Origin of the sequence: Aphanothece hegewaldii CCALA 016, assembly GCF_003007785.1 — a bacterium.
Taxonomy (GTDB): domain Bacteria; phylum Cyanobacteriota; class Cyanobacteriia; order Cyanobacteriales; family Microcystaceae; genus Chroococcus; species Chroococcus hegewaldii.
In genome coordinates this window covers 144,043-168,355 of the sequence record NZ_PXOH01000005.1, presented here as the reverse complement: position 1 = coordinate 168,355, position 24,313 = coordinate 144,043, and the positions used below count along the sequence as shown (strand labels likewise).

Here is a 24,313-nt window from a genome sequence, read left to right as displayed (position 1 = left end):
CGAGTACCATTTTTAATAGCTTAACGCTCCTGAATAGCTTTGGTTGAATCTTTTTTCGGTTAATTCTACACAAAGATTGATCGCTGCTTTCATACTTGCATTCCGCGCTATTCCTTTTCCTGCAATATCAAACGCGGTTCCGTGATCGGGTGATGTCCGAATAAACGGTAATCCAATTGTAGTATTAACGGCTTCATCGAACGCCATCAGTTTAACGGGAATTAACCCCTGATCATGATACAAAGCTAGATAAGCATCGGCTGGTTTACTATTGACAAAATCACGATACCATGCTACACCCGGTGTCACCCACATCGTATCAGGTGGAATTAATCCCTTTAAATTCACTTGAGGATAATTTTTTTGTTGCTCAAGAAACCAAGAATTCATCCAGTCTATCTCCTCGGTTCCGATTTGTCCTTGTTCTCCACTATGAGGGTTAAGAGATGCGATCGCAATTTGGGGATTTTTGATGCCAAAATCAGTTTGTAAACTCCTAATCAATAACTCTAACTTCTGCGTCATCAATTCGGGAGTGAGAACCTGAGACACTTGATTTAAAGGAATATGAGTCGTTGCGAGTAGCGTTCGCAGTATCCAACCCGTATAAGGCGATTTTCCCACAAAAATCATCCCATATTGCTTAGTTTGGGATTTCTCGGCTAAAACTTCAGTTTGACCAGGGTAATTATATCCTGCCGCTTTCCATGCCGATTTTGCAATAGGGGCTGTGACAATTCCTTGGAAAGTTCCTTCTAACGTTAAATTAATTGCAGTTTCTAAATACTGATAACTCGCTTCTCCACTTGCGGCGTTACCCTGTCCAAGACTAATTTGAGTTAAGCTAGTCGGTAAATCTATGATGGGGAAACTATCGGGCTCACAGAGATCGGTTCTAGTTTGACGTAACTGGGTAAACGTCTTTTCTAAAAGAGTACGGGTTCCAATGACCGTAAAATCACAATTTTCCTTGATTTTCGAGTCAGCGAGTGCCGATAGAACGATTTCGGGTCCAATTCCGGCGGGATCTCCAGTTGCGATCGCAATTTTTGGGCGTTTTTTTAATTCCATCTTAAGAATTGGGCTGGTCTAGTTTACAATAACAATGATGCGTAAACTCAATTATCTCTAGCATAAAACATTTAGGAGAATCAATAATGACGGCTGAAAGTATGTTATTTAATGGTGCTATTTTAGCTCCTATTTTAATTTTAGTAGGTTTAGCTTGGGGCTTTTTACTTCTAAAAATTCAAGGTGGCGAACCCGAATAAATTTTGATTCTGTCGATTTTTTCAGGGTAAGTAATGCCGATATGGGCTTATAAACTAAGCCCAATAACTTAACTAAAGATAGAGATATTTTCTCTCACATTTTCCTACAATAAATATGACGACTCCTTCGATTGAATTTTTTGTTGGACTTACAGAAGACTTAGAAAATGTTAGTTTAAGACGACAAAAAGATACAGGTGTAAGAACGGTTATGATGACGTTTAAAACCCTTAAAGCCATTGAAAAATTTAAGAGTTTTACTCAAAGAACTTATGGTGACTTAAGATTAATCGACGATGAAGGAGTAATTAGCGTTGAACCTTCTTCAATAAAATTCTTTTTCGCTGGTGATGAGGGAGATGAGATCAGACGAGTTGAATGTAGTTTTCAATTAATTAAAGATCAACACTGGGAACGGTTTATGCGCTTCATGAATCGTTACGCTCAAGCTAACGGTATGGGATATCAAGATAAATAAATATTAATTAAAATTATGAAAATTGCGATTACAGGTGGTACAGGATTTGTTGGAACTCGCTTAATTGAAAAGCTAAAAAATGAGGGACATTCAATTATTCTATTGACTAGAAATGCTGAAAAAGCTCGAAGAAGTTTTTCTGATTTAGAAATTATTCCCTACAAAATTACTGAATCAGGAGACTGGCAAAAGGCAATATCGGGCTGTGATGCGGTGATTAATTTAGCGGGTGAACCCATTGCCGAAAGATGGACACCAGAGTATAAAAAAGCAATTTTAGAAAGTAGACAACTGGGTACTCAAAATGTAGTAGAAGCTATCGGAAAAGCTAATCCTAAACCACAAGTTTTGATTAGTGCCTCAGCTATTGGTTATTATGGAACCAGTGAAACAGCAACCTTTGATGAGACAAGTGTTTCAGGAAATGATTTTTTGTCCGAAGTTTGTCAAAAATGGGAACAAGAAGCCGAAAAAGTTAAGCAATATGGGGTACGTTTAGTAATTCCAAGAATAGGGATTGTTTTAGGAAATGGTGGCGCATTAGGGAAGATGTTGCCCGTTTTTAAGTTATTTGCAGGTGGGCCAATTGGAACAGGTCGTCAATGGTTTTCTTGGATACATCGAGAAGATTTAGTAAACTTTATAATAGAAGCACTAAAGCGTCCTGAAATAGCAGGAACGTATAATTTAACTGCACCAAATCCCGTAAAAATGAGCGAATTTACTAAAATTTTAGGAGAAGTGTTAAGTCGTCCCTCTTGGTTGCCTGTTCCTGGAATTGCTTTAGAAGTCTTGTTAGGTGAGGGTTCAAAAGTAGTTTTAGAAGGACAACAAGTTTTACCAAAAGCGACTCAAAATACAGGTTTTAAATATCAGTACCCAGATCTAAAATCGGCTTTAAAAGAAATTATTACTTAAAAGCTTCATCAACAGAGATAGTACGATAAAACTTGAATAAATAAATTTTTACTCCAGTTAAGCCAAAGTTAAAGATATGTCTTCTGAGCTAAAAAATAAACCTATTTTATTTTTACTATCTAAAATAAGAAATAAAATTCTGATTACTTTATATTATATTTATGCAAAAAATAGTAAATCTTTATTTGTTAGCCGAAAAGTTAAAAAAAATTTATTTAATTTACCTAAAAATTTAAAATATCAAAATTCACCGCTTAAGTCTGATGAGACAATTTTAAAAACTTCATCTTCATTAGTTGTCGGAAAATGGGGCGGGAGAAATCCAGCTTTTTATCACTATGACTCATCAGTTCTGGATTATTATTCTAATTCAATCAAACTTTATCAGGGAACTCCTTTAGAAGAAAGTAAAACATTTCAGAATGTTATATATTTTCCTGAATATAGATGTTTTTATTTAAAAGATGGTTCAAGGATTGATTATTCTTGTATACCAGAATATAGAATAGCCCCCGAAAAAATTCAGATACCGAATAATTTAAAAAAAGTTAATCATAAATTTATTTATGGCGGTCATCTTTTTCGGCATTACGGACATTTGATCACAGAATGTATTTGTCGATTATGGTATGCAGCAAAAGAGCAAAACTATCCGATTATTTATTCTGAAAGTCCTAGATTTTCTGTAAAAAGAGATTATGTAGATATTTTTATGAATACAATTGGTTTCGATAAATCTCGATTTTTTGCTTTTGACGAGCCAATTTTATTAGAAGAGGTAATCATCCCCTATCCATCATTTACGATGAACTATCATGCTCATTCTGTTCATCGATTATTACCTGAAGCTGTGGCACAAGCTATTTTAAAAGAGCCGCCTAAAAAAATAGCCCAACCGCTTTATATGTCTAGAAAAAACCTTAATAAAACTAATTCTTTTCGCAGCCTTATAAATGAAGAAAAATTAGAAGATATCCTGCGTGAAAAAAACTTTAATATCGTTTATCCAGAACAATTAAATTTGACAGAACAAATACAATTAGTTAATCAGCATGAGGTGATTATTGGAGTTTGTGGCTCGGCATTGCATACGATTCTATTTGATTTATCAAATAGTCATTTAGTCTGTTTAGGAGATCTAGATTATATTCATCCAAATTTTCTTTTAGTTGATGCCATAAAGTCAAAAGATTCAACCTATATAGCCGCTCTAGAACTTGAGCAAAATACTCCAGAAGAAAGACCGAAAAAAACAAGAATTCTCAATCTAGAAAATGCGGTTTCAGCACTAAAATCAATGGGATTACTTTAGAAAAAAGACACTTTACTTTTGCCAGACGACTAAAATCACTCCGCAGACAATAAAACCCATACCAAATAAACGATAAATCGGAATGGATTCTTTAAAGATAAAATATCCCATCAAAACGGAAAAAATATAAATCAAAGAAGCTGAAGGTCCAGCCACACTTAGTTTAACACGAGTGAGAAGAAGAATATAAGCGATCGCACCCAAACCATAACAAGCTAAACCAGCAATTAACTCAGGAACAGTCAGAATATTAAAAATATGACTAATTAGATTATTTCCCGTTACTTTTCCCAATTTTAGAGCACCAACTTTTAAAAAAAACTGTCCTGTAGCACTCACCAAAACCGAAAAAAGCAGTAAACCAAATTCTTGTAAACTCACCGTATAAAATCCTTGTGATACCCGCTCCCTTTGTTCCCAAATAGAGTAACGTTAATCAAGTTCTCTGTCAATCAGCACGAATGTAGGTTTTAAAATGATAAAATGTCCCAACGAATCATTAGAATCATTCAAAGTTAATCAAAGTTGCGGATAACGAGCATCACATGAGTTTACAACGCGTTTTATCTGGAGTACAACCAACTGGAAATCTACACTTAGGCAATTATCTTGGGGCAATTCGTAACTGGGTTGAAATTCAACAAGAATATGAGAGTTTTTTCTGTGTCGTCGATTTACACGCGATTACAGTTCCTCATGATCCTAAAACCTTAGCACAAGATACCTACAAAATTGCGGCTCTCTATCTCGCTTGTGGCATCGACTTACAATATTCTACAATTTTTGTTCAATCTCATGTTACCGCCCATAGCGAACTTGCTTGGCTACTCAACTGTATCACTCCCTTAAACTGGTTAGAACGCATGATCCAGTTTAAAGAAAAAGCAATTAAACAAGGAGAAAATGTCAGTGTTGGTTTACTCAATTATCCAGTTTTGATGGCGGCTGATATTTTACTCTATAATGCCGATAAAGTTCCAGTTGGTGAAGACCAAAAACAACATTTAGAATTAACCAGAGACATCGCAGTACGAGTCAACGATAAATATGGAACCCGTAAAAACCCCGTTCTAAAAATGCCTGAACCGATGATTGCGAAGGAAGGGGCGCGTGTTATGAGTTTAACCGATGGCACCAGCAAAATGTCTAAATCCGATCCATCCGAAATGAGTCGAATTAACTTATTAGATACACCAGATGTGATCCAAAAAAAAATTAAACGCTGTAAAACCGATCTGGTTAAAGGTTTAACATTTGATGACCCAGAACGGCCAGAATGTAATAATCTTTTAACACTTTATCTCTTACTGTCGGGTAAAACCAAAGAAGAAGTGATAGCCGAATGTCAAGATATGGGATGGGGACAATTTAAACCCTTACTGACAGATACCGCTATTGCTGCCCTCAAACCGATTCAAGACAAATATTATGAAATAATAGATGATCAAGGATATCTTCAATCCGTCTTGCGAGAAGGACGATTCAAAGCCGAAACCGTAGCCAATGAAACCCTCTCTAGAGTAAGAAATGCTTTGGGTTATTTACCACTTTTTTAGAGAAAAATAAAATAGTTTGATTAATAGGGGAATTTTCCTTTAAAATCTAATATTAAAAATTCAAGTTTATGACCACTCCTTTTCGTCAGGCTATAGAAAATAAAAAGTTTTTGGTCACTGCTGAGATTTGCCCACCGAAAGGCGGTAATCCTAAGCATATGATCGAAATGGGCTTATTGCTCGCTTCTCGGGTTCACGCCGTTAATATTACCGATGGGAGTCGCGCTGTTATGCGAATGTCATCCATAGCCGCCTCGGTTATTTTATTACAACATGGTATTGAACCGATTTGTCAAATGGCTTGCCGCGATCGCAATATTATCGCCTTACAAGCTGATCTCATGGGAGCTTACGCGTTAGGAATTCGTAATATACTCGCCTTAACTGGAGATCCCGTAAAAGCTGGAGATCACCGCGAAGCAAAAAGCGTTTTTGAACTAGAATCTGTCCGTTTGCTCAAATTAATCGCCCAGTTGAATAATGGCTTAGACTTTAATGAAAAATCATTACCAGATGAGCCTTTAGACCTATTAGCTGGGGCGGCTGTTGATCCACAGTGCAAAAGTTGGTCGGGGTTACAAAGTCGTTTTGAGAAAAAAATTACAGCAGGGGCACAATTCTTTCAAAGTCAAATGATTACTGATTTTGAGCGTCTTGATAAATTTATGAATCAAATTGTCGCGGGATCAGATAAACCCATTTTAGCGGGAATTTTTCTGCTCAAATCGGCTAAAAATGCGGAATTTATTCGGAAAAATGTCCCAGGTGTGGTCATCCCAGATGAATTAATTAAGCGGTTAGCCGAGGCAAGTGATCCTTTACTTGAAGGGGTTAAAATCGCAGCCGAACAAGTTAAATTAGCTCAACAACTCTGTCAGGGAGTACATCTTATGGCAGTAAGACGAGAGGACTTAATCCCAAAAATTTTAGATGAGGCTGGAATTTCGTCTATAGCTTAAAAAAATATGTAACAGATTTCTCTTCTACTACGTTTTGTCTTTGGACAAACAACAAATTTTATTTGTAGAATAATGCGGATGAAAACTAATTTTATTTGGTCACTCGCTAATGAACTTTAATCCTAAAAAAGAACAACTGATTAGTTTAGATCCGACTGGTTGCAATTCGCCTAAACGAAAACTGATTTCGATTGGTGTGGTTCCGACAGGCTATATTTCAATTGGGATTGTACCGATGGGAATTGTTGCTATTGGAGTTGTGCCGATGGGGGTAATTTCTTTCGGTACAGTGGCAATGGGAGCGATCGCAACGGGACTGGTTTCAATGGGACTTCTGGCTGTGGGGGGCGAGACAATGGGGTTAGTTAACTTAGGACAATTGCAAGTTGGCCCCGTTAGAATCGAAGCAGAACCCCACAACCATCAATCTAACCCATCTAGTTCGCCATCCCATCATCATTAGATAGACGCTGCTGGATCGGGCTGATTAGTATTAGAATCAGACATATTTAACGATAGCATTGTCCGTGAAACTCCCGTAAAGAGAACACTAACTCCGACCAATGTTCCAAGTAACCAAGGTGCATTAAACGGCCAGCCAAACCACACCATCGCGCCTAAAACTAAAGTCAATATTCCATTAATGAGTACCCAAGTCCAATTAGGTTGATTACGCACTTTAAAGGCCAAAAACAATTCAAATACGCCCTCAGTTAGCAAGAAACTACCTAATAATAAAGTCAGTGAGAGAATACCTGTTCTAGGATAGATTAAAAGCATGACACCTGTGGCGAGATAAAGAATACCTAACAGTAGCTTCCAGACAAACCCTTCCTGTTCACGAGTCCCAAAAGCATTACTTAATTTAGCGCCTGCCGCAAAGATCAACAATAAAGAGATCCAAGTTTCAACAACACCCGTCGCTATATTCGGTAGAACAAGTCCAGCAATTCCTAAACCAACTAAAAGAAGACCAGACCAAAAAGACATTCCTCTAGTAAGATTAGTTTTTTGTTGTGGTGAAATATCAGTTGTCATATTATTTTTCCCTCCTATATTAGGACACTATAAAATTTAGGTTAGACAATTTCTAGAAATATAAGATCATTCCTCAGACAGACACAATTATTCTGTTGAATCAATCAAAATTAGAAAAATTATCGATCGTTAAGATTTTCTAACTGAGTTCTGACAATATTGAGATAGCCATCATCGTTGAGAGTATCTGATGAAAGACGACCTTTATTGATCGCACTTCTGACTAAAGTTTCTGCATCAACATCACCAGTTGCGATCGCTGTTTTTAAAGCCGCATGACTTGGAATTCCTTGATCAGCAAAATATCCTTGATATGCTAATTGAACAAGTGTTACTGGCTCAATATCCTCTTCTGTCGGAGTAGATTGACTCCCGAAATTTTCTTGATCTTCAGTATTAGGAGTAGATGGGCGGTCAGAATTTCTATTTTCAGCCATTGTCGGAGCAGCAACCGTCCATAAAGCAAAAGTCGATAACATTACAATTACTAAGCGTTTCATATTTTCTCCTTAAATAAACTTTTTGCTGAATCTTTTCTTTTAAAAAAGAACACAAATTGAACATTAGTTTTATTTTGGCAATCGGTTTAATTTTTTTGTTCTTTAAATAGATAGATCTGGTGAGCCTATCTAAAAGGAGATAATTAACGAGTCTAATTCAGGGATTGGGGAAAAAGAGCTATCCCTTAAGAGGTAAGCATTAAAGATAAAAAAGATACTCTGATGAGCTAAACGATTCCAATGATCGCTAAAATAAGCAAGTAAGTAAAAAATGAACAGAGTAACGATTAGCCCATGACCGTAGCAAAAAACAATTCTACAGAAGAAGACAAAATGCTTGAGGCGATGAAAAACTTTGCCGAACAGTATGCGAAGCGGACAAACACTTATTTTTGTAGCGAACCATCTGTAACGGCTGTTGTCATCGAAGGATTAGCTAAACACAAAGAAGAACTCGGAGCCCCTTTGTGTCCCTGTCGTCATTATGAAGACAAAGAAGCAGAAGTGAAAAACACATTTTGGAATTGTCCTTGTGTGCCGATGCGGGAAAGAAAAGATTGTCACTGTATGTTATTTATTACGCCAGATAATGAATTCGCCGGTGAACAACAAGAAATTTCCTTAGATTATATTAAAGAAGTCAGAGCAAGTATGGCATAAGCAATGTTTGAATCATTTGATTCCGTTCCTCAAGCATTTTGGCAAGGTGTAGAAGAATTTAATCAACAAGAATTTTATGCTTGCCATGATACCCTTGAGGCTTTGTGGATGGAAGCCCCAGAACCAAATAAACGTTTTTATCAAGGTGTATTACAAATTGCCGTTGGCTGTTATCATTTGGGCAACCACAACGGGCGCGGAGCAATGATTTTATTAGGGGAAGGAATTAAAAGGCTTAAAGATTATCTTCCCCTAAACGAAGAAATAGACGTTACTCAGTTGGTAGAAGAAAGTAGCGAACTGTTACACTTAGTACAGCAAACTGAAGCCTCAGAACTTGCCGAATTAGTACAGAAGTTCGATGAAAATGTTTTTTCTTGGCCTAGAATCATTCGAGTGAGTCAAACCGTCTAAAATCTATCACTAGACAAATCCTTAAAATAGAACAAGTTAAATTATTAATAATCGTACTTTGTGATCAGCCAATGATGACTTTTAATCTACGGACTTGGACAATCGGTTTAATGACGAGTTTATTGAGTGTATCTGGAGTAGCCATCACCGTAGCCGATGCCCAAACTCCCCAAACAGGAGGGGCTTTAACGGTTCGTTCTGATATCCAAGAAGCCAACTCACAAACGGGAGTCGTCACCGCGAGGGGAAATGTACAAGTTTTTTATCCCGCCCGCAAAATTCAAGCTACATCCGCCCAAGCTCAATATTTTAGCAAAGAACGCCGTTTGGTTCTTAGTGGTAATGTTTATGTGTTGCAAGAAGGTAATAGTATGCGAGCCGAAACCATGACTTATTTAGTCGATGAAGGGCGTTTTATTGCCACACCACAGTCTAGTCAACAAGTCGAGTCCATTTATATTGTCACCGAATCTCAACAACAACCAAACCAAGCTCCTAATGCGTCTCCAACGAAATGAAAAACTTAAATTGAGTACCTTTGTCCTGAAAACGCTAGAATTTAATGTTTAAGGCGGGTCAAATCAAGCGCTCGTTAATTAAAATGACCTAAAACTGATATCGTGACTTTATTTCTGGATAACATTCATAAATCGTATGGTAAACGAGCCGTCGTTAACCGAGTTAGCATTACAGTTGCTCCAGGCGAAATTGTTGGGCTACTGGGACCCAATGGTGCAGGAAAAACGACAACTTTTTATATTGCGACTGGCTTAATTAAACCCAATCAAGGTAGAGTGTTGTTAGATCAGCGCGAGATTACGGGTTTATCTTTGAACCAACGCGCCCGTTTAGGTATTGGCTATCTCACCCAACAAGCAAGTATTTTTCGTTATCTATCCGTCGGTGAAAATATCGAATTAGCTTTAGAGCAGTCTAACGTTCCTTATCCACTCAGAACAACCAAACTACATGACTTGTTAAAAGAATTTCGCCTTGAAAAAATTGCCCGTACAAAAGGGGCGTATGTTTCCGGTGGTGAAAGACGACGAACCGAACTTGCTAGAGCTTTAGCCGTCGGCGTAACTGGGCCAAAATTTTTACTTCTTGATGAACCTTTTGCTGGTGTTGATCCTATTGCAGTAGCCGAAATTCAAAGTATGATTGCTCAACTACGCGATCGCCAAATCGGTATCCTCATTACTGATCATAACGTTAGAGAAACACTAGCGATTACCAATCGAGCTTATATTATGCGAGAAGGACAAATCTTAGCATCAGGAAACCCCGACGAATTGTATTCTAATCCTTTAGTCCGTCAATACTACTTAGGAGATAAATTTTATGTTTAAGCAAATAATTAACTTATTTTAGAATACTCTTAACATTATTCTTTTATGGCGTGATGGCTAACCCAATATGAAAATAGGTCGTTTTAACTCTTATTTAAGGTCGATTCCCGGTTTTTCACTATTAGATCGATATTTATTCCTTGAATTGTTATTACCTCTTCTATTTGGAATGGGGTTATTTACATCCCTAGGTATTGCCATTGGTACTTTATTTGATTTAGTTCGTCGGATTACTGAGTCAGGTCTTTCTTTAACCGTTGCCTTACAAATTCTTTTCTTGAAAATGCCAGAATTTATTGTTTTGGCTTTTCCGATGTCGATGCTTTTGGCGACTTTAATGGCTTATAGTCGTTTATCGAGTGATAGTGAATTAATTGCCCTACGAAGTATTGGTATTAATATTTATCGTTTGATTGTTCCTGCTTTGATTCTTAGTATTATTGTTACTGGCTTAACCTTCGCCTTTCATAATTATATTGCTCCTGCATCAACTTATCAAGCAACAGTTACTTTAGCTAAAGCCTTAAAAAGAGAAAAACTTCCTTTTGATAATGATAATATTATTTATCCTGAATATACCAAGATTAAACTAGAGGATGGAAATACTCGAACCGTATTACTTCGGTTGTTTTATGCGGAAGAATTCGATGGAAGACAAATGAAACGGATTACAATTCTAGATCGAAGTCAACCAGAAGTGAATCAAATTATTACATCACAATCGGCGGTTTGGAATCTCGAAAATAATAAATGGGATTTTTATAATGGAACAATTTATTTAATTGCTCCCGATGGAGATTATCGTAATATTGTCCGTTTTGATCATCAAGAATTATCTTTACCGCGTGCGCCTTTAGATATTGCTAACCGGGGTAGAGATGCGGCAGAAATGAACATCCAACAAGCAAGAGAATACCTAAAAATAGTACAATTAAGCGGAAATCAAGTCAGAGCCAGAAAACTTGAAGTACGGATTCAAGAAAAAATAGCTTTACCTTTTGTCTGTATTATTTTTGCTTTAATTGGTTCAGCAATGGGGGTACGCCCACAAACAACAAATCGAGCAACGAGTTTTGGGATTTGCGTTGTTTTAATTTTTTCTTACTATTTACTGTCTTTTATAAGTAGTTCCTTTGGGGTTTGGGGCGTATTAACACCCGTTATGGCGGCGTGGTTGCCCAATGGATTAGGATTAATTGCCGCAATTTTATTACTCGTGCGATCGGCTTAAAATTGTTGAAGATTTTTCTAAACGGATCTAGGATAAACTTAGAGTAAAAAAAGGGGTTGGTTTGTATGAGTCATTCTGAAAATAATTCCTCAATGCGTTATTTATTAGCGAGTCTTAAACCCTTTGCACGATTAACGTTTTGGGGTCCCCTAGGATTGCTTTCTCTCGGTTTGATTTTCTATTGGCAATATCAACAACATCCCGAATGGCTCAATCAAATTACAGAACAACCCGAAACACTTGATAGTTATTTCAGATCGCCTTCTGTTCCTTCAAATCAACCTAACGCAGTTGCTCCTAACGCTCAAACTCCCCAAAACGCAACGAATGACCCGAATAATCCCGATCAAGGTCAATGGGCGACAGAATGGAAAAAAGGACTAACTCAACAGCAAATCATACCTTACTCGATTAATCAGACCAAAAACCCTGACCAATCGATTAATAACCCACAAAAAACACAAACATCTACCCTATTTCGCCCATTACTTCCACCTGTCAAGCAGAGTAATCAACCACCTGCAGCCGTCAAACCCTATCAGGTTCAGTCTGCACCCATCTCAGAAAATTATTTAAAAACAGCAGTTGAGCAAATCCCTACCAGTAATCGGTCTAGTTATTACAATACCAATGTTGCGCCCGTGAATTCGGGACAACCCTACAATACTTACAATCCTAATCAGTCCTATCAAGGGGTTAATCAGCCCGTTAATCAGCCCGTTAATCCAGCAGTGACAGGTTATCAACCTCCTTACAGTGGGGGTTATGCTAATCCTCCAGTTGCCGCCCCTGGATACCAACCCCCCAATTATGGCTCAGTTTACGCCAGACCTAATAATCCGGCTTATGCGGTGCCTCAAACTCAGCCAAGGGTTTCGCCTAACCAACCTGGTTATCAGGTACAACCAACGATTACACCACGTGCGGCGGGTTTTTAAATTAACTAAAAAATTATATGTCTTTGGGGGTTTGGTTTAACCAAGCTCCCCTTGTTATATTAATTTTTATTAAAATAGAGATATGAGTCGCAAAAGTTTAACTTTAGAAAGTAGTCTGATTCGAGATCCCGATCGTCTCGAAAGTCGTCTAAAAGAAATTCCGACCGAATCTGGCGTTTATTTAATGCGCGACAAGAGCGGTGAGATCCTTTATATTGGTAAATCGAAAAAGTTGCGATCGCGGGTTCGTTCCTATTTCCGGCCTTCCCAACCCCTCAACCCTCGCATTGCCCTCATGGTGCAACAAGTGGTTGAAATTGAATTTATTGTCACCGATACGGAAGCCGAAGCCCTCGCCCTTGAAGCGAATCTTATTAAACAACATCAACCCTATTTTAATGTCCTCCTCAAAGACGACAAAAAATATCCATACGTTTGTATTACTTGGTCGGAAAATTACCCACGCATTTTCATCACTCGTAAACGGCGCACCGATCACGCCAAAGATCGTTATTATGGCCCCTATGTAGATACGCGGCTACTGCGTCAAACATTACAAATCATTAAGCGAATTTTTCCCCTCAAACAACGCCCAAAACCCCTTTTTAAAGATCGTCCCTGTCTCAATTATGATATGGGTCGCTGTCCAGGTGTCTGTCAATTATTAATTTCCTCCGAAGATTACCGCAAAACCGTTCAACAAGTGGCGATGATTTTCCAAGGTAGAAGCAGCGAATTAGAGGAAAAACTGCAAACCCAAATGGATCAAGCTGCAGAAAACCTCAATTTTGAACAAGCGGCAACTTTGCGAGATCAGATCAAAGCTTTGAAATCCCTCAACGCCGATCAAAAAGTATCTCTAAGTGATGATACGGTTTCTCGTGATGCGATCGCACTTGCCGCCGATGAACAACATTGTTGTATTCAACTGTTCCAAGTCCGGGCAGGTCGGTTAGTTGGTCGGTTAGGATTTTTCGCGGAAACTCAGTCGGGAACGCCAGGAGCCATCTTAGAACGGGTACTGGAAGAACATTATATGATGGCTGAAGGGGTGGAAATTCCCACCGAAATTCTAGTGCAGCACGAATTACCCGAAGGAGAAATTTTAGCAACTTGGTTAAGTGAACGCAAGGGGCGCAAAGTTCAAATTGTTGTACCCCAACGCCAAACCAAAGCAGAATTATTAGAAATGGTGCAACGCAACGCACAATATGAGTTAGAAAGAACGCAACGTTTTGCCGATCGTAATCTACAATCATTACAAGATTTAGCCGAAATTCTTGATTTAAGCGATCTACCCCGACGCATTGAAGGCTATGATATTTCTCATATTCAAGGTTCTAATGCTGTCGCTTCACAAGTTGTTTTTATTGATGGTGTCGCAGCCACACAACACTATCGTCATTATAAAATCAAGAACGAAAACATAAAAATCGGTCATTCTGATGACTTTGCCAGTTTAGCTGAAGTGATCAGTCGTCGTTTTCGTCGTTATGCTGAAGATCCAAGCATTATAGAAGAAAATGATGATTTTCCTGATTTAGTCATGATTGATGGGGGAAAAGGTCAACTATCTTCAGTGGTTGAAGTTTTACAAGAGATGAACCTACTAGAATACGTCAAAGTTATTAGTTTAGCCAAACAGCGAGAAGAGATTTTTCTTCCTGGTGAGTCTGAACCTTTAGCCACTGATGCCGAACAATCTGGCGTACAATTATTACGTCGAGTTCGAGATGAAGCGCACCGGTTTGCAATTACTTTTCATCGTCAACAACGTTTGAAAAAAAGTAGACGCTCTCGTTTAGATGAAATTCCTGGTTTAGGGTTTGAACGTCAAAAACAATTATTAGCCCATTTTCATTCGGTTGATTATATTCGGGAAGCTTCCGTTAAACAGTTACAAGAGGTTTCAGGTATTGGCGAACAATTAGCCAAAGAAATTTATAATTATTTCCATCCCGTTTAAGTTTAGCCTGATTTAACGTCGCATTTCAAAACCTTGTAACCCTTCGCTCGGTTTCATTTCTATAGCAACATCAGTGACGATCGCATTAGGAGAACCTCCATAGCACCATTTAACCATTTTGTCAATAGCTTGGGATTTTCCTTCAAAAACGGCTTCAACTCGTCCATCAGGGAGATTTTTAACCCAACCACTAAGCTTTAGGGTTTGAGCTTGTCTGCTAGTGTAATAACGATAGCCGACACCTTGCACTTTACCAGAGATAAAAACATGGGCTTGAATGAGTCTATTTTGTGCCATTTCTACAAACCTAGCTTTTCTAAAACAGGTAAGGTGGAAACAACATGACGCTCTAAACCTAATTCTTTGGGGGTTTTTCCTAAAGCTAAAGCGACTAACTGGGGTAAATGTAGCACGGGTAAACCGAGTTTTTGACCGATAACTTTTTCAATTTCGGGCTGACGCGAATCTAGGTTAAGATGGCACAAAGGGCAAGGGGTTACCAGACAGTCGGCACCTGCATCAATGGCTTCTTGAATGTGATGGGCTGCCATTCTAAAAGATTTTTCTTCAGCATAACTCGAAAGCGGCCAACCACAGCATTGAGTTCTACCTCGATAATAAATGGGATTGGCTCCAATAGTACGGAAAACATTTTCCATCGATTCGGGTTGAAAGGGATTATCGTAGGGTATCGTGTCTTGCGCCCTGAGAATATAACAGCCATAAAATGCCGCACAATTGAGATTAGATAAAGTGCGAGTCACTTTTTTTTGTAGTCGCTCTAATCCGTAGTCGCCCACTAAAACCCAAAGAAGATGTTTAACTTCTGTTGTTCCTTGATAGGGTGAGCAATGTTCTTTCGTGAGATAATTATTTACTTGTTCTAAATAAGCTGGATCATTATTTTGAGCTTTTTTAAGACGTTCATCTACATGACCGATTACGCCTTGACAGGTGCTACAGTGGGTAAGTAGTGGCAGATTTAAGGCTTCTGCGAGGGCAATATTACGGGCATTGACGGTATCTTCTAAGAGTTGAGAATCTTCTTTATAAGTTCCTGAGCCACAACAGGCGGCTTTTTTGAGTTCAATCAGTTTAATATCAAGAGCTTGTGTTAAAACAGCAGTAGATTGATAGAGTTCGCGGCACGCTCCTTGGGCAACACAACCGGGAAAATAGGCGTACTGTAGAGAGGTTGAGGGCATGAAATTTAATGATAGAGTCTATTACTATGATGAGCGATGCAAGTAACTGATGGTGAAAACATCAGAGAATATTTTAGATTTTCCCGAAACGTCGATCGCGTTTTTGATAAGCTTGTAGGGCGAGATGAAAATGCTTCCGATCAAAATCGGGCCAAAGAGTATGAGTGACATAAATTTCAGCATAAGCCATTTGCCAAAGTAGAAAATTACTAAGACGCATTTCGCCACTGGTACGGATGAGTAAATCAGGGTGAGGGATGCCAGATGTATACAAATGATGTTCAAACAGGGACTCGTTAATGTCTTCTGGATTAATTTTACCTTGCTGAACTAAAGTTGCGATTTCTCGGCAAGCTTGAATAATTTCTTGTCGTCCGCCGTAGTTAGTTGCTACAGTAAATTGAGTTCCTGTGTTATTTTTAGTTTCATCCATCGAGCGCTCGATTTCTTCTTGTAGTGAAACAGGAAGGGCGGATAAATTCCCAACAAAACGGATTTTGACATTTTCTGTCATCATTTCTTTTAATTCGCGTCGTAAAACCCGTTCAAATAAAGTCATTAAAAATTCGACTTCTTCTAAAGGTCTACCCCAATTTTCGGTAGAAAAAGCATAAGCGGTTAAAGCAGGAATTCCCCAATCTCGACAACACCGCAGTAAATCTTTGAGTGTGTCTACCCCGCGTTGATGCCCCATGATACGCGGTAAACCCCGATGTTTTGCCCAGCGACCATTACCATCCATAATAACCGCTACGTGAAAAGGCAAACAATTTCGATCAAGATCACTTGGTAATTCTTGTAACACTTTAAGCTGAACAGTCATTTCTTATTTTTGGGGTTCGGTGCAGATGATGTACGGAAGAATAGTTTGTATAGATTATGTCCTTGTATGCCAATTGTACGACCTAATCGGCCTAAACTGGGGGTTACAGTTTCCCGTTCTACGGCGGGTGAAAATCGTTCATCTAATAATTCTTTTAATTTACTGCTAGTTAAAGGACGATTCAGTAATCCTCGTTCTGCGAGTGATATTGAACCTGTTTCCTCAGAAACAATGATACACAAACAATTATCTAATCGTTCGGTGATTCCCATTGCAGCCCGATGACGGGTTCCAAGTTGACGGGAAGCAGTGCGATCGCTTAATGGTAAGATTACACCTGCTGATATAATTCTCGCGCCTCGAATAAAAACAGCACCATCATGTAAGAGGGTTTTCGGTTGAAAGATTGTTTGTATGAGTTCTTTAGAAACTTCTCCATTTAAACTCACACCTTGATTAATAAAAACGCGAGTATCGACGCTACTAACGGTTTCTAGTACCATCAAAGCACCGGTTCTATTTTGAGACAGTTCTTTTACTGCATCAACTATTTCATCTATCACATTATCGGGTCTAGGACTAGGTGTACCACGTTTAAAGAGTTGTAGAATTTGTCCTCGGCCTAATTGTTCCAAAAACCGCCTAAACTCTGTTTGATAGACAAACGCCATTGCAACAGACGAACCTATGACTAATTTTTCTAAAACAAAGCTAAGTAATACCATACCTAATCTTTGGCTGATCACCGAGGCCAACATTAAAATAATTAATCCTCTAACCATCCATAAAGTACGACGTTCTCCAACAATAAAGAGAATCGTATAAACCAGAAAGAGAACTAATCCAATATCAATCAGCGCGGTACTATTGGAGATCAGCCAAGAAATAAGCAAACGGTGGTCAGGAAAAAAACCCGACATGAGAAAGAAATTCAAAATGAAAGATCACTCTAGGAATGCTCACAAAAGTTTTGGTTATTGAATGATTGTAGTCCCTAACCCCTAAACTCTTGCTTTAGACGCTCTGGAAGCCTATCTTGTCGCAATAGATCCTCATTGGTTTCTCTGTGCAAAATTAGATTAGCTTCGCCTTCACTGACGATAACAGCCGCCGGACGAGGTAAACGATTATAGTTAGAGGCCATACTATAGTTATAAGCCCCTGTCGCCATAACGACCAGAATGTCACCAGGTCGAGCAAGCGGAATTTGAGCATCTTTTATTAGAATATCCCCTGACTCACAGTGTTTTCCCGCAATTGTCACGGTTTCCTGACAGAATGTAGACATCTTGTTGGCGATGACGGTTCGATAAACAGATTGATAAGTAATGGGGCGTGGGTTATCCGACATTCCTCCATCAACCGCAATATAGGTTCGTATGTTGGGAATTTCTTTGCGACTGCCTACGGTATAAGCGGTTACACAAGCAGTGGCAATGAGCGATCGCCCAGGTTCTGCGATGAGTTTCGGTAAGGGTAAGTTATTGATTTGACAAGCATTCATCACCGATAGGGAAACGGTTTTCACCCATTCTTCGATACTTGGGGGATCATCACTTTCTGTGTAGCGAATACCCAAACCTCCACCGACATTAATTTCTGTAATGGATAAATTATATTTATGAATGGCTTTTTGCATCCACTCAATTAAAACGCCCCCTAAATCTTGATGGGGTTGTCGTTCAAAAATTTGTGATCCGATATGAGCATGAAGCCCTAAACAGTTTAGAATCGGTTGTTGTGAGACATAAGTTAGTACAGCATCCATTTGATTTGGATCGAAACCAAATTTACTATCTAAATGCCCTGTGCGGATATATTCATGAGTATGACATTCAATTCCTGGGGTGAGTCTCAGCAAAATTGGGATCGAAGAAACGCCTAAATCTGAACCTAATTTAACGAGGGTTTCCAATTCTAGCCAGTTATCAACAATAATCTTACAGCCGATCGAGAGCGCGTATTTTAATTCTGATTCTGATTTATTATTACCATGAAAATAAATTTTATTTAAGCTTTGCTCGGCGATGCCCATTTGTTCGAGGGCTGTTAAAGTGGTATAAAGTTCGCCACTGGAAACCACATCAAACCCTAAACCTTCACTCGCTATTACTCCACAAACCGCCAAACAACTCCAAGCTTTAGACGCGTAAATAACTTGAGATTCACCTGAATAATAGGATTTAAAGCTATCCCGATATTGACGACAAGCAGTACGCAAGGTCATTTCATCTACAATATACAACGGTGTGCCATACTGAGCCACTAAGGTTGTTACATCACATCCACCGATTTCGAGATGGTTTTTACTGTTGACTCTTGCACTTAGGGGTAAAAGATTTTGATTAGGGGAATTTTGCGTCTCTAGATACTGTTTTCCTGATTGTGCTAATGGTTCTGCTGATAACATATTTAATATAATTTTCAGTTGGGAAGAGTCTGAAGGCTATCAATGTGCCGCCTTCTTTATTAAGTGTACGATGAAAACTAGACCGCAAAGAATCCAATCTAAGAACTAAGGTTCGATTTTATTAAAGATTCTCGGATTAATTTAGCATAGGTTTGGGAAGGTCGATCGCCTAAATGATCCTCAACAAGTCTTTCTGTACCTTGAGCATAATCGATCGTTAATAAACCAAAACGCGGTGTATACGAACCCCATTCATAATTATCCGTTAACGACCAATAAATATAACCAATCATCGGTACACCTTCATCACGTAGTCGGTTAACCTGTTGTACGTGCGCTTCTAAAAATTTACTCCGACGCAATTCATCTGGACGAGACGCGGCAATGCTATTATCAGGTTTACGACGTAACGCCATGCCATTTTCTGCTACTAAAATGGGACAATTGTCAAATATTTGTGAATAATATTTACAAAAGAAATGTAAACCTTCTGGGAGCGATCGCCAATTCCACCATTTACTCGTAATTCCACTCATCACCCAAGCGCGAAAATCTTTTGCCTCAAATTCAAAGTCGGAAAAAGAGGGAAGACGGAAAGTATGAGCAAAAAAAGGATCATAATAATCAATAGCGATATAATCAAAGACTTTTGGGCGATCAATTGATTCTAGTGTTTGAAAAAACGGTTCAAAGACTTGTAGATTAAAGCTTCTGCGGGCAACCCATCGGGCGATTTTTCGGGCAATTAATCCAACTCGATAGGGAAGATCCCGACTAAAAGGAAGATCCGCGATAATTAAAGCATTTTCTAACTCTTGCGCTCGTTTTTTAAAATAATCTGGCAGTTGCTCCCGTTGTAGAGTATTTTGTTTTAGGGATAATAGATCCCAAATCACCTTTTCTGACCAATATAAATCACTACAATAAGTATTCAGAGAGACTTGAGGCGTTAACCAATCATTCGACTCATAAATGTGATGGATGCAGTCATAAGCGCGAACATGAGCCACCAATAGATTATTATAAGCTTTTAGAGCCGCCTGAGTTCCCCACGCTCCGCCAGAAGGAAACATCGTACTTAAATAAGTATTCGGAACGAGAATATTAGGCTCATTAATCGTGATATACCATTGTATGGGTGGTAGTTCATATTCATGAATCAAACAACGGTTAATATGAGTTACCGTCATTTGGACATATTTTATAAAAAGATCGATCGTTTCGGGTTCTAACCAAGCATCTAGACCCAACCAAGCCGGATGTGTAAAATGAGAGAGGGTAACAACGGGTTCTAGTCCGTGATGACGACAAGAAGCAATTAGTTTAGTATAAGCATCAAGAACATTTTTATCAAAAGCTGGCGGATTAATAGGTTCAAGCGTCGTACAAGGTTGAATTCTTGCCCATTCTAGACTAAGACGAAAGCTATTAACACCCAAATTCTGACAGGTTTTAAAATCTTCTTCATAACGAGTCCATAATTCGGCGGCTGTACCCGTTGGCATAACTAACCCGTGTATTTCGCTTTCTGACCAGTTATTTTGTGGTTGTCCTATTCCGTTATAACCGCCTTCGCTTTGATATCCTGAAGAAGCAACACCCCAAAGAAAATCAGAATTATTGAACAAGACTGGCTACCTCCTTTGGAGACTGTATATCATTGAGAATAAATTCAGCAATATCAAGGGCTGCGCGGGGTTGCCCTGATGCTAAAGCTGCTTGACGCATTTGTGCTAAACGTTCAGGATAATTGAGTAGATAAATCACAGTTTGTGCAACCATTTCAGGGAGACGTATTTGGATACCTGCGCCCGAAGCTGCAATTACATCGGCGTTTTGTTCTTCTTGACCTGGAATTGGATCGATTATAATCATTGGGATACCACGTGCTAGGATCTCACTGGTGATCAATCCTCCTGCTTTGGTAATAATCAGATCGCTGGCGACAATGAGATCATCTACATAGTCGATTGAACCTATTTTAACCAATTTTACTTGTTCGCTGTCGGTGAGATCTTCGATCGCATCTAGTAGAGTCTCGTTTCTTCCTGCAATAACAATTAGGGTTAAAGGAGTCGCAGAGGCTAAAAAATCAGTAATAATAATTTTGACTCGTTGTGTATTTAAACCACCGCAAAATATAGTAATGACTGGACGATCTAATAATAGATTATGATTTAATTGCATTTCTGCTTTACTTTTTGGTTCAAGAACTTCTAATTTAATCGGAATTCCCGTAATATGTAATAATTCTGGATTTGCGCCTCGTTGGGTTAGCATATTTACCCCAATTTGACTAGGGAGAAAATACCCATTAATTTCATGATTAAGCCAACTACTATGAGCGATCGCATCTGTAACAACGACATAATGAGGGATTGACCAATTATTTTTCTGTTTTAATAATTGTATTAAACGACTCGGAATTTGTTGAACGGAAATAATCACATCTGGATTAATTTCAGTGACTAAATCTTCTAATTTTCTAAAAAACAGAAACTCTAATCTAGCAACAGAAAGATTACCATCTAGAGATTCTTCTACATCATCGCCATCGGTACCCTCATAAATAGCTTTGTATAATGTGGGTATTCTTTCGCTCAATTGCTTATAGATTTGAGTTATGCTAGTGCGATAGATTGGACTCGCATATAAAAGCGCATCTTGAGAGTGAACTTCTACATCAGGATAATGGGAAAATGCTTCGGTTAAAGCTTTAGCTGCATTTAGATGTCCAGCGCCAAGGGAAGCATATAAGATAAGAATTGTCGTCATAGAGAAAGTAGCAAAGTCATTGGTTCATACTATGTCAATATAGTCGATTCATCAATAAACAACATCTATCTAACTGTATTCGTTCGTGAGTCCTTAAAATAACTGAGAGACATTTTCATAACTTAGCGATGGCAAAACTTCCTCCAGATATACGTGCTACACCAACCAACCAAGAGGAAAATTTTTAATGTAAGTTACTGGTTACAACAATTTTTATTGTATGTTTAAAGTAAATGTATTATATAATTTATAAACGCTTTTTTTAGTTGGCTCATAAATCCATGCTTTTAAGATTACTTTATCTCCAGTTAAAGCAGAAAGCTCAATTTCAGCATTCCACCCTGAGCGAAGCAAAGCGGGATTATTAAAAGCTTGAGCAACATCAGGGCGTTCCAAATTTACTGAAGCGTATGCTGTAATAATATTGTCATCTCCTACAGTAATAATTACCGTATCGGCAGGTTTATTCTGTGTAGGCAGCATAGCCCATCCTGCAATCTTAATAGGAGTATTTTTGACAATAGTCTGTTCGCTATTAGTAGAACTGTTGATAACATCAATTACTCCAACATTTTGTGCAAAACTAATTTTGCCTAAATTTTTGATAGTAAATTTAGGTTCAACTCCCGATAAAAGGTTTTTTTCAGAAATAAATTTTTGTCTCATTATTCCTTTTAAGGTAGTACTACCTATTTTATAAGCTTTGCCATTCTCACTATCAAAACTCCACGCTGTTATTTGAGTCGCATCTGCAGGGATAGTGTCAGCAGATAAGGTATATTGCCAACCAGAGTGATCATATTTTTTTTGCTGCAACGCTTGAGATAAATCTCGACTCTCTTCTTTAACTTGAGCAATTGCTAAAGGAGTAACCCGACTATTGGACTGTTCAGCAGTTAAAATTACTGCATCGGCTGGTTTTTGTGCTTTAGGATTAATTGCCCATCCTGATACGACGAAATTATTGTCTAAATTTACTTTTGTTAAATATTCAGGCTGAGTATTTTTAAGCGTTATCTTTCCAAATTGTCTCTCTATTGGCATTCCTGTTTTATTTGGAGTATCAAAGATGCTATGATCGACTAATTTAGGTGTTATAAAACCTATGTCATTGAATTGATTAGCACGAGCTTGAGTCATGTCTATGTCATGGGGGTAGATTTTCGATTTTATGCAATCGCTATCGAGGAATACATTTATTAATAACAAACAAGATTTTCCATATAAACGATCTTCTTTAAGAGAAGACATTCTTTCAATTCCATAAACAAAATTAGTCAGCGACAAAAATATTAAACTTGAAGATAAAAAGACAGTGATTAAAAAAAATAACCATTTTTGTGAGCGACCAAATCCCTTTGTTTTGAGATCTCTTAAGATAAGAGGTATTAAATAAATTAGTGCGATTGCTAGAAAAGGAGAAAAATTTAAGTATCGAGATGCTAAGGCCTGTTCGCTCCCACCAAAACCCAGTCGCCCTGTTGTTAACAGCGCATTTAATATAGAGTAAGATGCAATTGCCAGCCAAGGAATTGCTTGATAAAGCAGTTTTTTATTTGATAAATTTATCAAAAGATAAAAGCATATTAAAATGATGAATATCACTAATATCAATCCAATAACAAAGCTATTTGTTAAGTCCCCTTTCCCTAAAGGCGCGCCAAGAAAAGTCAAAAAATACTTAATAATAACATTGATTGGTTGCTGAATAACTTTTAAAGGACTAGAAGTTATATCTGGCTTATGAAAGTTATAAAAATATAAACTTATATTAGCAGTAAAACAAGCTAACCATCCCATCAATAAGATTTTTTTGCTTTTCCAACTTTTTAAGGATAAATCAGGCAAAAATATTAAGAGTGGAAAAATAATAATCCAAGCTAGCATTCCATTAGCATATGAATAAGTACTAATAGTTGCTAAAATAGCGCAAATAACAAACTTGATGTTATTTTTAAGTGAGGAATACAGTACCACTAGGCAAGATGTGATACAAGCAATAGGAATGAATACAACAAGCTGTATACTCCATAACCAATTTTCTGAGACGGGACTAAAAATTAAAAGATTAGTAAGTAAAATGAGAAAAAGCAATAAAATATCTGTTTTGCTTAAAGTTAATTGACTGAGTTTGAATATATTAAAAGAAATTAAACAAGCTAACAAAAAACTAACTAACATGGGATACCTAACGTCCCAATTCGTTAAATAGGCTAAACCTATAAAAATTAATTTTGTAAAAAATTTTCGGCTGTCATTATGTTGAGCAATGAGATCTTGAAAAGTTAGCGGAGAATTCTGTGATAGCTTAATAAGAATTATTCCTGGAACATCCCAATCATCCCAAAAAGGGACATTAACTGCATTCACTATAATGAAATGTGCCAACAAAAAAGCAGGTATAATAGCTATAAACAAAGCAATAAATTTCAAAGATAAACCTAAGAATTTTGTCTTAAAGTACATAGAGAATTGAGTTTATAACAAATAAGTAATACTATTTTTATAGT

General features: G+C 37.9%; 26 protein-coding genes. 14 read left to right on the top strand and 12 right to left on the bottom strand.

All coding sequences use genetic code 11. The annotated features are described in order from the left end of the window. Positions 1-12: 12 nt before the first annotated feature. The gene (pdxA, locus tag C7H19_RS06760) at positions 13-1,071 is read right to left on the bottom strand and encodes a 4-hydroxythreonine-4-phosphate dehydrogenase PdxA (RefSeq protein WP_106456132.1); all 1,059 of its coding nucleotides are present in this window, start codon (positions 1,069-1,071) and stop codon (positions 13-15) included. A gap of 86 nt (positions 1,072-1,157) precedes the next feature. Between pdxA and petM the strand changes: the two genes are divergently transcribed. From petM to C7H19_RS06740, 4 genes are all read left to right on the top strand, one after another. Beyond that, positions 1,158-1,271: a cytochrome b6-f complex subunit PetM gene (gene petM, locus C7H19_RS06755; RefSeq protein ID WP_106456131.1), complete on the top strand. Its 114-nt coding sequence runs from the start codon at positions 1,158-1,160 to the stop codon at positions 1,269-1,271. A 115-nt stretch (positions 1,272-1,386) separates the two neighbouring features. Then, a complete protein-coding gene (gene psb28 / locus C7H19_RS06750; RefSeq protein WP_106456130.1) occupies positions 1,387-1,749 on the top strand; it encodes a photosystem II reaction center protein Psb28 in 363 nt (120 codons plus the stop codon). Positions 1,750-1,764: 15 nt separating this feature from the next. Beyond that, entirely contained in the window at positions 1,765-2,667 is a 903-nt protein-coding gene (gene thyD, locus C7H19_RS06745; protein WP_106456129.1) for a thylakoid membrane protein ThyD, read from the top strand. A 76-nt stretch (positions 2,668-2,743) separates the two neighbouring features. Next, on the top strand, positions 2,744-3,979 hold the full coding sequence (locus C7H19_RS06740; protein WP_106456128.1) for a glycosyltransferase family 61 protein: 1,236 nt from the start codon (positions 2,744-2,746) through the stop codon (positions 3,977-3,979). 12 nt (positions 3,980-3,991) lie between these two features. On the opposite strand, the gene C7H19_RS06735 is transcribed toward C7H19_RS06740, so the two are convergent. After that, the gene (locus C7H19_RS06735; protein WP_106456127.1) at positions 3,992-4,360 is read right to left on the bottom strand and encodes an EamA family transporter; all 369 of its coding nucleotides are present in this window, start codon (positions 4,358-4,360) and stop codon (positions 3,992-3,994) included. A 164-nt stretch (positions 4,361-4,524) separates the two neighbouring features. Between C7H19_RS06735 and trpS the strand changes: the two genes are divergently transcribed. The 3 genes from trpS (at position 4,525) to C7H19_RS06720 (ending at position 6,957) form a co-directional block, all read left to right on the top strand. Next, positions 4,525-5,535: a tryptophan--tRNA ligase gene (gene trpS, locus C7H19_RS06730; protein WP_106456126.1), complete on the top strand. Its 1,011-nt coding sequence runs from the start codon at positions 4,525-4,527 to the stop codon at positions 5,533-5,535. 68 nt (positions 5,536-5,603) lie between these two features. Further along, positions 5,604-6,494: a methylenetetrahydrofolate reductase gene (locus tag C7H19_RS06725; protein WP_106456125.1), complete on the top strand. Its 891-nt coding sequence runs from the start codon at positions 5,604-5,606 to the stop codon at positions 6,492-6,494. Positions 6,495-6,603: 109 nt separating this feature from the next. After that, positions 6,604-6,957 carry a hypothetical protein gene (locus tag C7H19_RS06720; RefSeq protein ID WP_106456124.1) on the top strand — a complete coding sequence of 118 codons (354 nt, stop codon included), beginning with the start codon at positions 6,604-6,606 and terminating at the stop codon, positions 6,955-6,957. On the opposite strand, the gene C7H19_RS06715 is transcribed toward C7H19_RS06720, so the two are convergent. Continuing rightward, positions 6,954-7,532 carry an HdeD family acid-resistance protein gene (locus C7H19_RS06715; RefSeq protein WP_106456123.1) on the bottom strand — a complete coding sequence of 193 codons (579 nt, stop codon included), beginning with the start codon at positions 7,530-7,532 and terminating at the stop codon, positions 6,954-6,956. The two genes, C7H19_RS06720 and C7H19_RS06715, sit on opposite strands and share 4 nt — an antisense overlap. 119 nt (positions 7,533-7,651) lie before the next feature. Beyond that, complete coding sequence (locus tag C7H19_RS06710; protein WP_106456122.1) at positions 7,652-8,032, bottom strand: hypothetical protein; 381 nt, start codon at positions 8,030-8,032, stop codon at positions 7,652-7,654. Between the two features lie 294 nt (positions 8,033-8,326). On the opposite strand from C7H19_RS06710, the gene C7H19_RS06705 reads away from it, so the two are divergent. From C7H19_RS06705 to uvrC, 7 genes are all read left to right on the top strand, one after another. Next, on the top strand, positions 8,327-8,692 hold the full coding sequence (locus C7H19_RS06705) for a ferredoxin-thioredoxin reductase catalytic domain-containing protein (RefSeq protein ID WP_106456121.1): 366 nt from the start codon (positions 8,327-8,329) through the stop codon (positions 8,690-8,692). Between the two features lie 3 nt (positions 8,693-8,695). Then, positions 8,696-9,106 (top strand): DUF309 domain-containing protein, encoded by a 411-nt coding sequence (locus tag C7H19_RS06700; RefSeq protein WP_106456120.1) that lies wholly within the window; start codon positions 8,696-8,698, stop codon positions 9,104-9,106. Positions 9,107-9,177: 71 nt separating this feature from the next. Then, positions 9,178-9,624 (top strand): LptA/OstA family protein, encoded by a 447-nt coding sequence (locus tag C7H19_RS06695; RefSeq protein WP_106456119.1) that lies wholly within the window; start codon positions 9,178-9,180, stop codon positions 9,622-9,624. Between the two features lie 102 nt (positions 9,625-9,726). Then, positions 9,727-10,455 (top strand): LPS export ABC transporter ATP-binding protein, encoded by a 729-nt coding sequence (gene lptB / locus C7H19_RS06690; protein WP_106456118.1) that lies wholly within the window; start codon positions 9,727-9,729, stop codon positions 10,453-10,455. Positions 10,456-10,522: 67 nt separating this feature from the next. Further along, complete coding sequence (locus C7H19_RS06685; RefSeq protein ID WP_106456117.1) at positions 10,523-11,686, top strand: LptF/LptG family permease; 1,164 nt, start codon at positions 10,523-10,525, stop codon at positions 11,684-11,686. A 65-nt stretch (positions 11,687-11,751) separates the two neighbouring features. Next, a complete protein-coding gene (locus tag C7H19_RS06680) occupies positions 11,752-12,624 on the top strand; it encodes a YML083C domain-containing protein (RefSeq protein ID WP_106456116.1) in 873 nt (290 codons plus the stop codon). 82 nt (positions 12,625-12,706) lie between these two features. Continuing rightward, positions 12,707-14,590, top strand: coding sequence for an excinuclease ABC subunit UvrC (gene uvrC / locus C7H19_RS06675; protein WP_106456115.1), 1,884 nt, complete (start codon positions 12,707-12,709; stop codon positions 14,588-14,590). Between the two features lie 12 nt (positions 14,591-14,602). On the opposite strand, the gene C7H19_RS06670 is transcribed toward uvrC, so the two are convergent. The 8 genes from C7H19_RS06670 to C7H19_RS06635 all read right to left on the bottom strand — a co-directional run bounded on the left by C7H19_RS06670 (position 14,603) and on the right by C7H19_RS06635 (position 24,236). Then, positions 14,603-14,887: an acylphosphatase gene (locus tag C7H19_RS06670; RefSeq protein WP_106456114.1), complete on the bottom strand. Its 285-nt coding sequence runs from the start codon at positions 14,885-14,887 to the stop codon at positions 14,603-14,605. Between the two features lie 2 nt (positions 14,888-14,889). Next, a complete protein-coding gene (locus tag C7H19_RS06665) occupies positions 14,890-15,795 on the bottom strand; it encodes a CoB--CoM heterodisulfide reductase iron-sulfur subunit B family protein (protein WP_106456113.1) in 906 nt (301 codons plus the stop codon). Positions 15,796-15,868: 73 nt separating this feature from the next. Next, complete coding sequence (gene uppS, locus C7H19_RS06660) at positions 15,869-16,618, bottom strand: polyprenyl diphosphate synthase (RefSeq protein WP_106456112.1); 750 nt, start codon at positions 16,616-16,618, stop codon at positions 15,869-15,871. Next, positions 16,615-17,538: a diadenylate cyclase CdaA gene (gene cdaA / locus C7H19_RS06655; protein WP_106456111.1), complete on the bottom strand. Its 924-nt coding sequence runs from the start codon at positions 17,536-17,538 to the stop codon at positions 16,615-16,617. Before cdaA ends, uppS begins: the two co-directional genes overlap by 4 nt. A 74-nt stretch (positions 17,539-17,612) precedes the next feature. Continuing rightward, complete coding sequence (gene lysA, locus C7H19_RS06650) at positions 17,613-19,028, bottom strand: diaminopimelate decarboxylase (protein WP_106456110.1); 1,416 nt, start codon at positions 19,026-19,028, stop codon at positions 17,613-17,615. A 98-nt stretch (positions 19,029-19,126) separates the two neighbouring features. Further along, positions 19,127-20,656 (bottom strand): glycoside hydrolase family 1 protein, encoded by a 1,530-nt coding sequence (locus tag C7H19_RS06645; RefSeq protein WP_106456109.1) that lies wholly within the window; start codon positions 20,654-20,656, stop codon positions 19,127-19,129. Continuing rightward, a complete protein-coding gene (locus tag C7H19_RS06640; RefSeq protein WP_106456108.1) occupies positions 20,646-21,803 on the bottom strand; it encodes an MGDG synthase family glycosyltransferase in 1,158 nt (385 codons plus the stop codon). The genes C7H19_RS06645 and C7H19_RS06640 overlap by 11 nt, the downstream gene beginning before the upstream one ends. Positions 21,804-22,016: 213 nt before the next feature. Further along, entirely contained in the window at positions 22,017-24,236 is a 2,220-nt protein-coding gene (locus C7H19_RS06635) for a hypothetical protein (RefSeq protein ID WP_146136495.1), read from the bottom strand. Positions 24,237-24,313 lie beyond the last annotated feature (77 nt).

Excerpts from the sequence above, each read along its gene's own strand:
- trpS (WP_106456126.1), top strand. The coding sequence starts at position 4,525 with ATGAGTTTACAACGCGTTTTATCTGGAGTACAACCAACTGGAAATCTA.
- C7H19_RS06740 (WP_106456128.1), top strand. The coding sequence starts at position 2,744 with ATGTCTTCTGAGCTAAAAAATAAACCTATTTTATTTTTACTATCTAAA.
- C7H19_RS06700 (WP_106456120.1), top strand. The coding sequence starts at position 8,696 with ATGTTTGAATCATTTGATTCCGTTCCTCAAGCATTTTGGCAAGGTGTA.
- C7H19_RS06705 (WP_106456121.1), top strand. The coding sequence starts at position 8,327 with ATGACCGTAGCAAAAAACAATTCTACAGAAGAAGACAAAATGCTTGAG.
- C7H19_RS06665 (WP_106456113.1), bottom strand. The coding sequence starts at position 15,795 with ATGCCCTCAACCTCTCTACAGTACGCCTATTTTCCCGGTTGTGTTGCC.
- petM (WP_106456131.1), top strand. The coding sequence starts at position 1,158 with ATGACGGCTGAAAGTATGTTATTTAATGGTGCTATTTTAGCTCCTATT.
- pdxA (WP_106456132.1), bottom strand. The coding sequence starts at position 1,071 with ATGGAATTAAAAAAACGCCCAAAAATTGCGATCGCAACTGGAGATCCC.
- C7H19_RS06710 (WP_106456122.1), bottom strand. The coding sequence starts at position 8,032 with ATGAAACGCTTAGTAATTGTAATGTTATCGACTTTTGCTTTATGGACG.
- C7H19_RS06720 (WP_106456124.1), top strand. The coding sequence starts at position 6,604 with ATGAACTTTAATCCTAAAAAAGAACAACTGATTAGTTTAGATCCGACT.
- cdaA (WP_106456111.1), bottom strand. The coding sequence starts at position 17,538 with ATGTCGGGTTTTTTTCCTGACCACCGTTTGCTTATTTCTTGGCTGATC.
- C7H19_RS06685 (WP_106456117.1), top strand. The coding sequence starts at position 10,523 with ATGAAAATAGGTCGTTTTAACTCTTATTTAAGGTCGATTCCCGGTTTT.
- C7H19_RS06670 (WP_106456114.1), bottom strand. The coding sequence starts at position 14,887 with ATGGCACAAAATAGACTCATTCAAGCCCATGTTTTTATCTCTGGTAAA.
- uvrC (WP_106456115.1), top strand. The coding sequence starts at position 12,707 with ATGAGTCGCAAAAGTTTAACTTTAGAAAGTAGTCTGATTCGAGATCCC.
- C7H19_RS06680 (WP_106456116.1), top strand. The coding sequence starts at position 11,752 with ATGAGTCATTCTGAAAATAATTCCTCAATGCGTTATTTATTAGCGAGT.
- C7H19_RS06715 (WP_106456123.1), bottom strand. The coding sequence starts at position 7,532 with ATGACAACTGATATTTCACCACAACAAAAAACTAATCTTACTAGAGGA.
- thyD (WP_106456129.1), top strand. The coding sequence starts at position 1,765 with ATGAAAATTGCGATTACAGGTGGTACAGGATTTGTTGGAACTCGCTTA.
- uppS (WP_106456112.1), bottom strand. The coding sequence starts at position 16,618 with ATGACTGTTCAGCTTAAAGTGTTACAAGAATTACCAAGTGATCTTGAT.
- C7H19_RS06695 (WP_106456119.1), top strand. The coding sequence starts at position 9,178 with ATGATGACTTTTAATCTACGGACTTGGACAATCGGTTTAATGACGAGT.
- psb28 (WP_106456130.1), top strand. The coding sequence starts at position 1,387 with ATGACGACTCCTTCGATTGAATTTTTTGTTGGACTTACAGAAGACTTA.
- lysA (WP_106456110.1), bottom strand. The coding sequence starts at position 19,028 with ATGTTATCAGCAGAACCATTAGCACAATCAGGAAAACAGTATCTAGAG.
- C7H19_RS06640 (WP_106456108.1), bottom strand. The coding sequence starts at position 21,803 with ATGACGACAATTCTTATCTTATATGCTTCCCTTGGCGCTGGACATCTA.
- C7H19_RS06725 (WP_106456125.1), top strand. The coding sequence starts at position 5,604 with ATGACCACTCCTTTTCGTCAGGCTATAGAAAATAAAAAGTTTTTGGTC.